Source organism: Novipirellula caenicola, from assembly GCF_039545035.1.
In the GTDB taxonomy this organism is placed as follows: domain Bacteria; phylum Planctomycetota; class Planctomycetia; order Pirellulales; family Pirellulaceae; genus Novipirellula; species Novipirellula caenicola.
Map to the genome: position 1 here is coordinate 858,815 of NZ_BAABRO010000002.1, position 14,480 is coordinate 873,294.

General features: G+C 56.0%; 8 protein-coding genes. 3 read left to right on the forward strand and 5 right to left on the reverse strand.

The features are described from left to right. The first annotated feature begins 333 nt into the window (after positions 1–333). A complete protein-coding gene (gene tgt, locus ABEA92_RS07015) occupies positions 334–1,470 on the forward strand; it encodes a tRNA guanosine(34) transglycosylase Tgt (protein ID WP_345683091.1) in 1,137 nt (378 codons plus the stop codon). A gap of 95 nt (positions 1,471–1,565) precedes the next feature. On the opposite strand, the gene ABEA92_RS07020 is transcribed toward tgt, so the two are convergent. The 3 genes from ABEA92_RS07020 to ABEA92_RS07030 form a co-directional block, all read right to left on the reverse strand. Then, a complete protein-coding gene (locus ABEA92_RS07020; RefSeq protein ID WP_345683092.1) occupies positions 1,566–3,035 on the reverse strand; it encodes a GumC domain-containing protein in 1,470 nt (489 codons plus the stop codon). Between the two features lie 310 nt (positions 3,036–3,345). After that, on the reverse strand, positions 3,346–3,678 hold the full coding sequence (locus ABEA92_RS07025; RefSeq protein ID WP_345683093.1) for a hypothetical protein: 333 nt from the start codon (positions 3,676–3,678) through the stop codon (positions 3,346–3,348). Positions 3,679–3,952: 274 nt separating this feature from the next. Beyond that, positions 3,953–7,321: a PVC-type heme-binding CxxCH protein gene (locus tag ABEA92_RS07030; RefSeq protein ID WP_345683094.1), complete on the reverse strand. Its 3,369-nt coding sequence runs from the start codon at positions 7,319–7,321 to the stop codon at positions 3,953–3,955. 157 nt (positions 7,322–7,478) lie between these two features. Between ABEA92_RS07030 and ABEA92_RS07035 the strand changes: the two genes are divergently transcribed. Continuing rightward, the gene (locus tag ABEA92_RS07035) at positions 7,479–7,964 is read left to right on the forward strand and encodes a hypothetical protein (RefSeq protein ID WP_345683095.1); all 486 of its coding nucleotides are present in this window, start codon (positions 7,479–7,481) and stop codon (positions 7,962–7,964) included. A gap of 226 nt (positions 7,965–8,190) precedes the next feature. Here the strand turns inward: ABEA92_RS07035 and ABEA92_RS07040 are convergent, their stop codons facing one another. Then, positions 8,191–9,273 (reverse strand): acyl-CoA dehydrogenase family protein, encoded by a 1,083-nt coding sequence (locus tag ABEA92_RS07040; protein ID WP_345683096.1) that lies wholly within the window; start codon positions 9,271–9,273, stop codon positions 8,191–8,193. A 33-nt stretch (positions 9,274–9,306) separates the two neighbouring features. Then, positions 9,307–12,381, reverse strand: coding sequence for a [protein-PII] uridylyltransferase family protein (locus ABEA92_RS07045; protein ID WP_345683097.1), 3,075 nt, complete (start codon positions 12,379–12,381; stop codon positions 9,307–9,309). 359 nt (positions 12,382–12,740) lie between these two features. On the opposite strand from ABEA92_RS07045, the gene ABEA92_RS07050 reads away from it, so the two are divergent. After that, entirely contained in the window at positions 12,741–14,429 is a 1,689-nt protein-coding gene (locus ABEA92_RS07050; protein WP_345683098.1) for a sigma-70 family RNA polymerase sigma factor, read from the forward strand. Positions 14,430–14,480: the final 51 nt, after the last annotated feature.

Consider the following 14,480-nt stretch of genomic DNA (forward strand, 5'->3'; position numbering starts at 1 on the left):
CTATGTCATCCACTTTGGTTAGGGGGGGCGGCGAGGGACGCCCCGATGCGGCGGGTAAAACGTTCGAATTTGACCGGGCGGCTCACGCCGCACCGCTGAGAAAATCACCCGGCATTACTAAAGTGGATGGCATTGGGTGCGAGACGGCCGCGGCAGAACGCGAAAAACTTGGCTGGCTCACCTTTCCACATCTAGATCGGTTTGTCAAAACAGAGATCTAAACGAGAGGCTAGCGGCAGCCTTGGGTTTTAAGCACAACCGCATTGAGGTGGTTCTGCTGCCGGTTGCCGAATCCATCGCCCTAGAATTGAATCCAGTCACGCGTGAGCTTAGATGAGCCATTTCTCTTACGAACTTTTACATCGCGATGCGGAAACCGGCGCCCGACGCGGTGTTTTCTCGACACCTCATGGCACGGTCCAGACGCCTGGTTTCATGCCCGTGGGAACGCAGGGCACGGTCAAAGGGGTCACGATCGATCAAGTGGCGGCCACCGGCGCGGAGATGATTCTGGGCAACACGTACCATCTGGCGCTTCGACCCGGCCACGAAACGGTGCGTCGATTGGGGGGATTGCATGGGATGACGCTGTGGGAAGGCCCGATCCTGACCGACAGCGGCGGTTTCCAAATCTTCAGCCTCGAGTCGATCCGCGAAATCAATGAGCAGCAAGCGACATTCCGAAGTCACATCGATGGATCGATCGTGCAACTGACGCCGGAGCACAGCATCGAAATCCAAGAGTCGCTGGGCAGCGACGTCGCGATGGTGCTGGACCACGTCGTGGCGCTGCCGGCCAAGCGGTCCGAAGTTGTCGACGCGATGGAGCGTTCCATTCGCTGGGCGGCCCGCTGTTTGAACGCCGCCACGCGTGATGATCAAGCACGATTTGCCATCGTCCAAGGTGGTTTGGATGCCGAACTGAGGATTCAATGTGCGAGCGAATTGTCGTCAATGAATTTCGAAGGGTTCGCGGTAGGCGGGTTAAGCGTCGGCGAAGCACCATCCGAGATGTATCGGATTACCGCGGCAACCTGTCCTCATCTGCCCGAACACAAACCACGGTATTTGATGGGAGTCGGACGGCCGATCGATTTGCTCGAAAGTGTCGCTCGTGGCATCGATCTGTTCGACTGCGTGATGCCCACTCGCAATGGACGCAATGCGATGGCATTTACCGATCGCGGCAACGTCAAAATTCGCAATGCGAAGTATCGCGAAGAGACGCGGCCCCTCGAAGATCATTGCCCGTGCTTAGCATGTCGACACAGTTTGGGGTATCTGAGGCATCTGTTTGTTGCCAAAGAAATGCTGGGACCAATTTTGTTGACGATTCACAATTTGACGTATTACCAACGCGTGATGTCCGAAGCACGTCAAGCGATCGAAAACAACACGTTCGCTCAATACGTGATCGACAAAAAAGCCGGCTGGGGCATCGTCGACGAAGCCGACGGCGATGGGGAATAGCCTGCGGTGGCGGTCACGCGGTCCTGGATGAATGTGAAACAGATTTCGGTCCCGCCATTCGTTCTAGCCAGCGCTCGATCTCACGCGTGTCCGCTCTAACGTGGTGCTCGGCGTTCGACGGCGATCGCCGTCGGGGCTACTGCCGCGACATCGACGCTGCCAACCTGATCGCTGTGCCGCCGTCCGCCACGTTGCAGGTAGTCACTCCAGCGACGTCCTTTGCGTGATTCAGACGGACCGGGGGCGATCAAGAATACCGCGCCGAGTCCAAACAACAACCCTGCCGAAGCCGAGCCCAACGTCACCAACGTGCCACCGGGGCCAATTGGTTTATCGGAAACTTGTGGCGGGCCGAGTTCCGCGACTAGGTTCGTTGAAAGAGCAGCGGTGCGGCTGGCTTGAGCTTCGGCCAATGCCTGTTCGGCGGTTTCAAGCAGTGTCGTGCGATGTTTGACTTCGGCATCCACGTTTGCGTAGTCGGTACGCGCCGCGGCCAAGGCCTCGAGGCGTGACGTTAATTGTTCTTTGCGAGTTTTCAAACGCGACACCCGTTCGGCTTCTTGCTTCAGCGTCGGTTCCATCGCTTTGACCGCCAATCGAGCTTCCTCTTGCATTCGGCTGCGGATTTCGTGTTCGGTTGACTGCGCGTTTTGCAAGATCGGATGATTTGCGGTGCGGTTTGCAGCCAATTCGCTACTGCGAATCTGAGCGTCGATCAAACCGTCTTTCAGCCGAAGCAGAGATGGTTGTAGCGACAGCAGGTCGCTGCCACTGGCCAACAAATGGTCGGGGTTTTCCGAACCGACAACCAGCAGTTCGCGAAGTGCGTAAAGTTTTTCGAGATCCAATTCGGCGATCTGCAGCTCGCGAACGGTTTCTTCGAGCGTGCGACGGTTGGTCCCATCCCCAGCGATCGCATCGTTGAGATTGCGAAGCTCGCCAAGGTCCGCGGCAAATTTGACTTCATAGACATGCATCCGAGCCGCTGCCGCATCCAGGTTTTGTTGTGCGAGATCACGGGCTTGTGTTAATTCCGAAATCACGCTGTCGGCACGTACGCGGCGAATGTTCCGCAGGTGCAACGTCAAGTTGTCGAACATCGCTTTGCAGAATTCGACGGCACGTTGTTGTTCGGTCGATTTGACTTGCAAATAGACCACTTCGGTGCTGCCAAACTCGGATCCTTGCGGCGCAAGCAGGTTGACGGCGTCCTTTGCGATGCGATCGACCACTTCGGGCGACGGCCACGTGGGATCGTCTTTACCCGAAGCCGGGCCGATTTGACGCAGCGCCGCGGCGACCACTTCGGGATTTTGGGTCATCTCGAGAATCGTTTCTTGAGCCGACTTTAATTCCGTTTGGCTGCTGAAACGACCCAGTCGTTCCAGCGAGCTGGTGGCTTCGTTGCGAACGACAAGCGGAAGGCGAGCTGAATAGATATCGCTACTAAACAACGCGAAACAAACCCCCACGAACGCGAACAAGACGGTCGCGCCCATCCACAGCGGAGCAAAGACAACGAGGACGTTACGAACGTGTTTCCACGGAATCGGAGCAGATGACATAGCGAGTCTCGGCGTGAAAGATTTCAGACAATACGCTGAAACTTAGGTTTCAATTTCGCTAGGAGTCGAAAAAAGAATGCCGATCCGCCGTTTTTTATCGTCCGCTTTGGTCGCCATGTCCAAAAAGCGGTTTCGTCAACTAACGCTTAGCATCATTGACCGACACGGGTGGCGGCGGGCTGAATGAACAAGCCGCGAACGAGATCATCCAATGTTTCGTCTGGTTCGATCGCTTATGCGGATTAAACCGAGACGGTGGGATCACAGTGACAATCGCTGCGTCCCGGCTGTCTTCAGTGTGTAACCACCGTCACGCTAACGCGGGCTGGTCGGTATACAGCGACAACAATTGGCTTTGGACCTTGACTGCACGAAGCAGTGTCCACAATTGATCGGGAGTAAATTGGACGGGGCCGTTGTGGCACATTTGTTCCAATTCATCTGCAACCGCGGCGTGTTGATCTGCAGCGGCGTCGAGCCGAAATGCTGCGTTTTTCCAGACACGCATAAACGCATCGTCGTCGACGAGCAGGTCGATTTCGTCGGTTTGAGTCAGAATCAGCAAGCTGAGCCGGGCCACTTCACAGGGTGACAATTCCGGACGCAGGTTGTGGATTCGTTCAGCAAGTTCGTGGCAAGTCATTGGAAAAAAGGTTCCGCCTGAAACTGCGTCAAACTGATCTTCCGTTGCGATCAGCAATCGGGTCAAGAAAAGGGCTTGACGTTACATGCACGGCAATACTGCCGCGGCATTATGGTTCGCCCAATACATCATCGATCCGCACGGCCCCCCCGCTTATTCGCGATCTTTGGAACGAATTACAGAACCCTAAGTCACATTAAGACACGACGCAAACAAAATTACAAATTTGCCGCGGAGATCGAAGAATCAAGTTGCATCGCGAGCACCTGCACGGCTATTCGACGTCGCCTGGTGAGCGAGGATCGACCTTTAGACTGGCCAAGTACGCGACAAGGTCACGCAGTTGACGTGCCGACATCTGTTTAAGCAAGTCATCGGGCATCGCGGATTTTCCCGTGCGACGCGCCACAATCTCATCTTGAAACACACGTTGTAGGGCACCATCCCCTTGGATGAGCTCGACAAAATCGTCGGTTTCGTTTTTGACGATTCCCGTCACGACTTGTCCGTCCTCGTTGGCGATGACCGCGGTTTCAAACCCCTTTGCGATCGCTGCATTGGGCAAACAAATTGCTTCTAGCAGATAACGGGCGTCTTTCTCTTTGCCGATGGTCGTCAAATTAGGACCGACTTCGCCACCGGCGCGATCGACCTTGTGACAGCGGACACACGATAATTCAGTCTTGGCAAACAATGCCTTGCCTCGGTTTACATTCCCCCCCTGTAACGAAGGCAACCATGGGCCGAGAGGATCCTTTTCAGCGAGCGTGGTTTGGTAGCTCTTTAATGTCTCGCCAACCGTTTCGGGCAACTTGCCTTTGGCAAGCAACGCTTCGGCTGCCTCGATCACATTCAGTTGTACCTCGGGATCCAATTCGCCTGAGGTATAGCGTTTGACCGCCGCTTGGATGGCTTCGATTGCCCGCGGATCGTCGGATTTCGCTAGCGTATCCCACGCCAATTGTTGCAGCGCGGTGCCGCGGCTTTCAGTCGCCGCAATAAAGACTTCGGTCGAAGCCCCCAAGTCATGTGCCGCCAGGACCTTCAGCGCGGCTTCGGCCAGCGTGCTGGGGGGAACCAAGCGAATTTCTTTGGCCAATTTCACGGCTTGTGACGGATCCAGTTTCGCCAGCCCCGAAAGCGCCGATCCGCGAGCCCGCACCGACTGGGTGGTGTCGTTGACACGGGCGATCAAGGTCGGAGCGATCTTCTTGATGCCAAGCTTCGACGCGACATCGACGGTCTTTTCGCGGACCGCTTCGCTGGATGCCATCAATGTGTCGATTTGCGATTCGATCGCTGCCACCGCATCGGCGGCGTTGCGTTCGGTCAATGGCCGAACGTCATTGAGGACGCGATCGCGTGGGTCGGGATTGGTCCAATTCACCAACGCATCCAACGCTTCGATTCGCATCGCTTCGGGAGTGGTCATGCGAGAAGCGAACTTGGCAAGCGCCGTCGCGCTGGCGGAAGTGCCTAGACGATAATTCGCGTTGATGACTCGCCGCAGTAGTGGCAGGTTTGCCGAAGGCGTTTCGATCAACGAGGCCAACGAAGCGAGTGCCACGGGAATCGGTTCGTCATGAATCGCACGAGCCGCCTCGAGGGTGATCAAGGTGCTTTCGTCGGCCAGGAATTTAGCGACTTCACCGCTCTTCATTCGCCGCAGTGCCACCACGGCGCTACGCCGCACCGCAGCGTTTTCGTGTTTGTTTAATTTGACCAACGAGTCTGCTGTGCATCCGTTCGCTAAATAGACTTGTCCTGCATGACGTAGCACGGGATCACGATGATTGTTTTCGGCAATCATTTGAATCACCAGCGGCATTGCCGATCCCGCTTTCAATTTCGCTAACGCCATCGTGGCAAAATAGCGGACGCGGAGCGAATCGTCGGATAGCATTTTCTCAAGCGCAGGGACGGAGCTTGCATCACCCCGTTCGCCCAACACATTGGCAACCGCCGCGCGGAGGACCGCGTCGCTGTCGGTCGCTAGCGGCATCAATGCGGACACCACTTCGCCTTTTTTCGCGCTATCGAGCCGGGCGATTTGATCGGCACCCCAAATGGCGTGCAGTCGCGGCAGCATCGATTGCTTGGCATCGGTGGCAACCGCTAACAACGCCGCCAATTCGCCTCGGCCGGCAAGTTCCCACTGCGCTTCCAAACGCACGCGTTGGTCACGATGACTCAAATCCGTTGTCAGCTGTTCCGCCGGTCGCTTGGACCAATCGCTTGCCAAGATCGATTGGACTTCGGCGACAATCTCTGATTCGCGATGTTCGGGATGGGTTAGTCGGTAGATGCGTCCCTTGCCGACTCCATCCCATCCATCCACCCAATCGCTGACATACATCGCGCCATCGGGGCCGAAGCCGACATCGGTGGCCAACACCGACCAAACCGGTTGTGCTTCCTTGCCAAACGAGTACGTGGCTCCTTGGGGAGTCAACTTGAACGACCGCACGCCGCTGGTGCTCGGGGTGCCACGAAAGTCGCAAATCAAAAACGTGTCCTTCAGGTCATCGCCAAACCCGGTGCCGGGGTAATAAGCCAAACCGCTCGGGCCGTCGGTGAAATTGGCAATCGCTGGGACGATATAAGCGGCTTGCTCGGGATGCATCGGTTCCCACAAGCGTTCTTCGTTGTAGGGGCCTCGCGTGGGCAAGTATTGGTAATACATCCGCCATCCATAGTCGGCTTTTTCCAACAAGTGAAAAACCTTGGACTTGTCGCCACTGTCGCTGTTGTTATCGACGGTGAACCAATCGCCAAGCTCGTTGAACGCCAACTCTTGCGGGTTCCGCAGCCCGTTGCAAACGACTTCCAATCCGCTGCCATCGGGTTCACAGCGGAACACGGCTCCGACAGCTGGATTGGCTAACACTTTCCCATCGCCGGTGGTGACGTGATACCCACGATCGCCGATCGAGAAATAGATCCGTCCGTCGGGACCTTTGATCAACCCATGCATATCATGGCCGCGAAACGCGACGCGGACACCGTAACCATCGGACAACGCCACACGCTGGTCCGAGACGCCGTCATCGTCTTTGTCATTCAGTTTCCAAAGACGAGGGATGCAGGTGTAGTAGACATCGTTGCCACGAACAAGCACCCCGGCGCCGGTGCCCTCTTCGAGCTGATGAAAGCCGTTGGCGAACAAATCGCTGCGGTCGGCTTTGTGGTCACCATCGGTATCGACTAGGCGGCGAATGCGATCGTCATGTTGAGCGTAGGTGATCGCCGCATCGCCGAGCAGGCTGCGGTGATAGTTGATACGATCTTGCACGGTTTGGGCCGACAAATCGGCTAACAACCATTGGTCATCGTGCCCCCGGTTGTCGGTCACTCCACGGTTTTGCCGAAAGGTTTCTGCAAGAAAAATTCGGCCTTGATGATCGATGTCAAAGGCGACCACATTGGCTACCATCGGTTCGGCAGCGAACAAATCAATCGCCCACCCCTCTTTGACCGCCACCCCCTGCATTGCCTCTTTGGCTTCGCCCGATGCTTCGGCCACCTCGGGCTCAAGCGGCTTTGTCGCAGCGGATTCCACCGCGAATGCGACCGAATTCAGACAGAGACCGAAACCAACACAGCAGAACGCGAGGGGTAAGATTGCAGATTTGAACGGTTTCAAGGCGGTCTCGACAAGGCAGAGAGTGTACGATGGAATCCCGATAGTCCTAAGATAGCCACCACGACCCAAAAGTGGCAACATTTACGAGCCATTGTTTTGTAAAACCAGCTTCGTTTTTGACAATTTTCACCTCCACTCTTCTTGCCAAGCGATCACGATGAAAGACGACTCTGCAGCGGCACATCATGATGACCCAACGCTGCCGATTTCGAACGAGCCGCCGACTGAAAACGAGCAACCAATCATGGCTTCGCTGGCGGCTGTCAACGAAGCAACCAACGCCAGCGGTCCGGTCGACGAGCGGGCGGTGAGTCCGCATGATCCGGAAATTAGAGTCGGTTCTCCGTTTGCCAAGGAACCGGAGCCCGCGCCGCAGCCGGTTCGTCCCGAGGATGTCTATTTCCAAGCCACACCGCTTCGCTACACGTCGATCGGTGCGGTGGCCGCTGCTGGTTTGGTCGTGATGTTTGCATTGGGGGGGACGGTTTGGTTTCCAGCCGGGGGAACCCTTGTGGCAGGACTCGGCTGCCTGCTCAGCATTTTTGGACTCTATTCGCACCTGCGTATCGCCGCCGCCAGTTTGCTAGCAGTGCATCTATTGCTGTTCGTCGCGAGCTACAGTCGCGTTTGGCCAACGCTATGAAGGACTTCGAGCCGACAAATTACGGCATTTGCGTTGCGTAGCCATTGGCGTACCGTAGCTACGCTCACCAGAGCATGGCCAAGCTAGAATCGTTGCAAGACGCATGCGAATCACCACTTTCTGGCGAAGGTCGCCAACCGAGGTGATTCAGGACGATGTCATGAACGGCGAACCATATTGCGATGATGTTGTGCAACATCAGCCGTCTCTGATGCCGACTGCAGCGTTACTCTTGGATTCCGGCCAGCTCGCACAAGTAGGCTTGGGTGACCGGTTGCGGGCAGCTCCAGACCAGAAAGAACAGGGCTTCGCGACACCACTTGCCCACGGGATGCCCATCCACGAACCCGGCACCCTTGGCGGCAGTCAACGCCGCTTGCGTCGCGCGCAACACCATCCGGTTCGCCCGCCCGCGAATTTCGGCAGCGTCGCAGGTTGAGTCGCCCGCGGCCGCACGAAGCAAATCGTTTTCGAGCGACAGGACTTCGGATTGCATCTCATCGGCGACCTTCTGCAGATCGGGTCGTTTGAGCGCCTCGCGAATCAAAAAATCAATCGCGGCATTGGAAAGCCCGACCGCCAGCGTGGACGTTTGCAACCCACCGGTCCCAGCACCAGTGCCGGTCTGCATCACGTTTTCGATCGGTCCGGCGATCAACATCGATTCGTCGATCGCGACTCGATCCAACACCAATTTGTCGGTGCAGCTTGCGGACAACGCAACCAGCTCGGTTCCCGGTGACGGTCGGACCCCGTCGAGTGATCGTGGCACGGCGGCGAGCAATTCTCGGCCGTCTTCCATCGTGGCCCCGATCACATAAACGTCTCCGTGCGGAGCTCCGGTGACCCAAGGGGACATGCCATCCAATACAAAACCGTCGGCGGTCTCGGTGGCCAACAGGACCGGTTTGGCGAGGTGACGTCGGCTGGTCGTCAGATGGCTGATTCCGACGGTCCCAAACGCTTCGCCGCTAACCAATTTTTCTAGCCAACGTTCAGCGGGAGCTGGATTTTCGCTGCCCGCGATCCGGCGGATCGATCCCATCAACTGAGTGATAATGAACGTGGTGGTCAGATCGGCTGCCGCAAGCAACAGGTAGCCGCGAGTCTGTTCTTCATCGCTCCACCCCAGCCCGCCGGATTCCTCGGGCAAGAACCAGCGGAAAACACCCGCATCAGCACACTGACGCAGCGGTTCAGCGGGCCAATCTTGGACGTGATTCCATCGCGTCGCTCCGTCGCGTAGCGAGTCCAGCAGCGGGTGACCTAAAGCGTCGTTGGGAGAGCGAATCAAGGGTGAATCTGACATCAACGTTTTGGGGTCCGATTGGAGTGAGCACGTTTAAGCACGATCAAAAATGCGATTGAACAGTCGGCGATTTCGTTGGCGTGCCTGATCACACGCGGTTTGGATCATCTTGTGATCGCTTTCGTTCATCAAAAACGCCAAGTTTTTCATCAGCGAATCGAGTTCCGGCAAGGCATGACGATGAGGCGTTTTCATCAACCGCAAATTAATCTCGACACCGCGAAGCGTTTGATAACCCGCAATCAGCTGCAAAGCCTCGTCTTCGGGTAAGTGTCCCGCTTCGGCAAGTCGTTCCAGCGAAACGGTCGTATTGCAGTGCGTGATCTTCGGCGAATCGGCAGCATGTTTCAGCGTCAGCATCTGTGCGACAAACTCGACATCCACCGTCCCCCCCTCGCCTCGTTTCAAGTTTCCTGAGGTAGCGGTTTCTTGCATGCGAGTCCGGATCTTACGAATTTCCTTCGCCGTTTCGGATGTCCATGGAGCCTCCGTTAACAGCGTCGCAACAGCGTTGTCAAACCGAGTCCGATTCGTTCGCGACCCCGAGATCGATCGTGCTTTGCAAATCGCCAGCCATTGCCAAAGCGGTGCCTCGTGCTGCCGAAACCGATTCAGAAAGTCTTCGGTGGATACGGCAAACACACCCTCTTCGCCTGTTGGTCGTAGCCGTCCATCGAGTTCATACATGCGGCCTTTCGGACCGGGGGCGTTGATCCGTTCGATGACTCGTTGGGCCAATTGGTTAAAGAAACTGCGGTTGGTCGTGGTCGAACGAGGCCCCCCGACGCGTCGGCGTGTTTCGCCATCGGCCGAATACAGGAACACCACGTCCAAGTCGCTGTGGTAATTGGGTTCACGGCCGCCCAATTTTCCCAGGGCCACGGCAATCATCTCGGCCTTTTCGCCGTCTTCGCTAACCGGGTCGCCGTATTGCGCGGCCAATCGCTCTTGTTCGAATTCGATGATCCGGCGGATACACGCTTCGGCTGTATCGCCGATCGCTTGTTGCGTGGCGGCCAAGGTTTCTTTGCCCAAAATATTGCGAACACCGATCGTTAAATGGGCGCTCTGTTTAAAACTGTGCAAGATTGCGTCGATCTCTTGAGCTCCGCGACACAGCTCGATCGATTGGCTGTCAAGTCGTTCGGCCGATGGCAGCCGATCCATCAGCAACGAATCGATCAGTTCATCGATCATCCCAGGGTTGTCGGTCAGAATTTCGACCAAATAGGGAGCCGACGCACACAGACGCACCACCATTTTCATCGTCGGCCGATTGGTTCCAAGCAGTTCCCACAATGTGGCTTTGGCACCAATCGAATCTGCCACACGTGTTAGCGAAGCCAGCGTTTTGTCGGGATGCGGAGTTTGCGAAATCTCTGACAGCAGCGAGGGAACAATCTGAGCAAAGAAGTGGCGACACCGATGCGGCGATAAAAATGGTACCGATTCGGTGCTTAACGCAATCAAATCCTCGAACGCGCGGGCCGCATTGGAAAGTTTGTGTTTGGATAACACTTGCGTGATCGTTTCGGCTGCCGGATCGGGATCGAGCATCAATTCCGTTTCGATGGCGACCGCAGACCCGTCATCCGGAGCGTCCAGCATCAAGTGGTTGATCATGCGGCAATTGACGTCAAACACCTCTTCGAGCTGTTTGCGAAACTTCGCTACGTCACCCTGTTTCGTCTTGGGGTCACGGATCCCCAATTGCCATGCCAATCGCTTGGTTAGCTCGGGATCGGTCGGCACTTGGTCGTCGAGTTTTTCGAACATCACCGCGACTTGGTGTTGCAATCGACATAATCGCGCGTGGTTTTCCGACAACAAGGACGCTTCTTCATGTGTGACGCATCCAGCGCGTTCCAATCCGATCAATGCATCATAGGTGTTCGCATGGCGGACTTCGGGTAGCCGATCGCCGTGCAGCAGTTGCAGAAATTGAATGGTGCGTTGGATGTCGCCACGGCCGCCGGGATTGCGAAGCACATTACACGGCTTCTGCTCTGCCGACGCCGACGCTGCGTCGCTCGAGGTTAACGTGCGTCGTTCAAGTTTGTGTTGCAGGGTTTGAATTTCGGCTAGGTCGCTACGGCTGATAAAGCGGCGAAAAATCCAAGGTTGCAGCCGCGTCAAAAATCCTTCGCCGAGCGTTTGCGAGCCTGCGACCACGCGTGCTTTGATAAATCCGATTCGCTGCCACGTCCGCCCCGACGTCTCGAAGATGCGTGCGGCTTCGAACGAGCTGCATATTCGAGTGCCGGTTTCATACATCGGGCTCTGCCGTAGATCGATGTTGTAACCGTCATCAAGCGGGGTGTCCGAGTGCAGCAGGCGAATGAATTCGCTGACCAACAAGTCATAGTACTCGCGGTGCGTAATGTTCCACGGGTCGATACGGTCGTACAGAAAGATCAGCTGCAGCGAATCGCCATAACTCATTTCTTCGGCACCAAAACTGCCGAGCCCGATCAACGTGACTTGCGGCGTATTGCCGCTGGGCATGACCGGGGTGTCGCGAAGTTTCGGTAGATAACGAAGCAGAAAATCGAGACTCGATTGCACGACGGCGTCGGCAACGTAGGTCAATTGGCGTCCGACCTTTTCAGGAACCATCGATCGAGCGAACTCGCCATAGATGATCCGGCTTGTTTCTCGGATCAAAAACTGACGGATTTGAGCCGATGCTTCGTCGAAATCTTCGATCTCGGACATGCATTGGTACAGCCGGTCCACCAACTCGCTGCGGTCGACCACTTGTCCGTCTTGTTGACGAAGCGTCTGAAAGAAATCGGGATCGTCGATCAGATGATGCGTCAGCCGAGGGCTGGTTGCGAAAATTTGCAGCAGCGACGGTAACGCTCGAGCATCATTTCGGAACAACTCGAGCAATGATTCCGGCGCAGCCGCCGCGGTCAGAAAACAAGCCAACGAATCGAGCACGGCATCAGCGTCGCCCAGCTGAGGGAATTGCTCGACCAACCGCTCCTGTAGCGAGATCAACAGGTCACGTGGCACCTCTAACGCCCAAATTCGCTGGGCGTTCTGCCGTGCGACATCAGGGGCGGCAAAGGTAGTGGAATCAATCCAATCGAAGTGGTCGGGCATGGGAGGATTGGATCGAGGTTCGACGCGGATGCGTGGGACGGGTTAAACGGCTGCACCAAGCACTCGGTGGTCGCTGCCAGCGATCGTCAGTTGACCACCCGGCTTCACCACCCGAATCGCAGCCACGCTTTAGTCTAAAACGTTTCGCGAGATTCGTGTAGTGCGGCCAAAACGTAACCTACGATTCAAACGCGGGGAGCTTCACGCTTGATTTGCCTCGAGATTGTCCCACCAGGGTGTGGGTTGCGCAACACATTGTTGTTTTTGTGCAACACCGAACCGTTGTTTTTCGGAAACACGCTGGGGCCCGGATCCCCCTTATCTAATTGACCTAAACTATTCACTGACAACGGTTTGCCATGATTTATGCGATGCCCGACGCCTCCGCTGGTACCGATACTGCTTGGTTCCTTTCGAACGTTACCGACGTTTTTGACACGGGTGCCGAGGAGAGCTTGATGGGAAAGAAATTCAGCCGTCGCAGTCTTCAAGATGATGCATATGATGCGGAGGAATCCGTTACGCGACGTACTCGCGTGATGGGAGAACAGTATGTGGATGCGGAAGACGAAGATGCAGTAGCAGCGAGCGACGAGGATACCGAATTAGCGGCTCGTCGCGTCGAGACCGATACCGACCCCACCGAGGATCCTGTTCGCATGTACTTGATGCAAATGGGCCAGATCCCATTGCTCAGTCGTGATCAAGAAGTCTCGGCCGCCAAACAGATCGAAAAAACTCGCGAGCGTTATCGTCATTGGATGTTAGCGACCGACTTCATGCTGCAAGGTTCCTTAAAACTTTTGGAGCAGGTGCGAGACAAGAAACTGCGTCTGGATCGCACCATCGAAGTCAGCGTGACCAATGCGGCGGAAAAGAAAGCGATCATGAAACGGATCGTGCCCAACGTCCGCACACTGCAGCACTTGCTACGTCGCAACCGTGCCGACTACATGACGGCCGTCAACAAGCGTTTGCCGATGCGGCAACGCCGTGCGGCATGGAAAAACCTTGTGGTGCGTCGCAACAAGGCTGTTCGCTTGATCGAAGAAATGAATCTGCGAACCAACCGGCTGCAACCGTTGTTCGAAAAGCTTCGCGTCGCTGCGAATCGGATGCTCGAAATCCAATCCATCCTCGGCAACCCAGAATTGTTGGCCATGCCCGGGATGCCAAGCGAAGAGGAACTGCACCGCGAGCTCCATTATTTGATGCGGTTGACGTTCGAAACCCCCCTCACGCTCGCTCGACGCGTCAAACGATGTGACCATTTCAGCGAAGACTACGATGCGGCCAAGCGAGTTTTGTCCGCAGGTAACCTGCGTTTGGTGGTCTCGATCGCCAAAAAGTATCGTAATCGCGGTCTTTCGTTCCTGGATTTGATCCAAGAGGGCAATACGGGACTGATGCGAGCAGTCGATAAATTTGAACACGCTCGAGGCTACAAATTCAGCACGTACGCCACCTGGTGGATTCGGCAAGCGATCACGCGAGCGATCGCTGACCAAAGCCGTACCATTCGTGTGCCAGTTCACATGATCGACACGATGAACAAGATTCGTCAGATCACTCGTGATTTGGTCCAAGAGAACGGACGCGAACCCACCGCCGAAGAAGTGGCCAATCGCAGCGGTTTGCCGCTCGAAGATACACGCGTGATTCTGAAGATGAGTCGACAACCGTTGTCGTTGGACCAACCAATCGGTGACCACGAAGACAGCGTGTTTGGTGAGTTCCTCGAGGATTATCGTGACGATGATCCGTTGCTGGAAACCAATCGGGAAGCATTGAAAACGCAAATCGATCTCGCCATGGAAACGCTAAACTACCGTGAACGTGAAATCTTGCGACTTCGTTACGGGCTAGCCGACGGCTACACCTACACGCTCGAAGAGGTCGGACGGATCTTTAAGGTCACCCGTGAGCGCGTTCGCCAAATCGAAAGCAAGGCGGTTCGCAAACTACAGCAACCGTATCGTGCTAAATCGTTGGTCAGCTTCTTGGACGGAGCCGAAGTCACGATGCTCGAAGGCAGCGAAGCGCTGTAGCAAATCGCTGTAGTAAAACGCTGTGAAGCAATTCGTGGCGGCAAAACACGG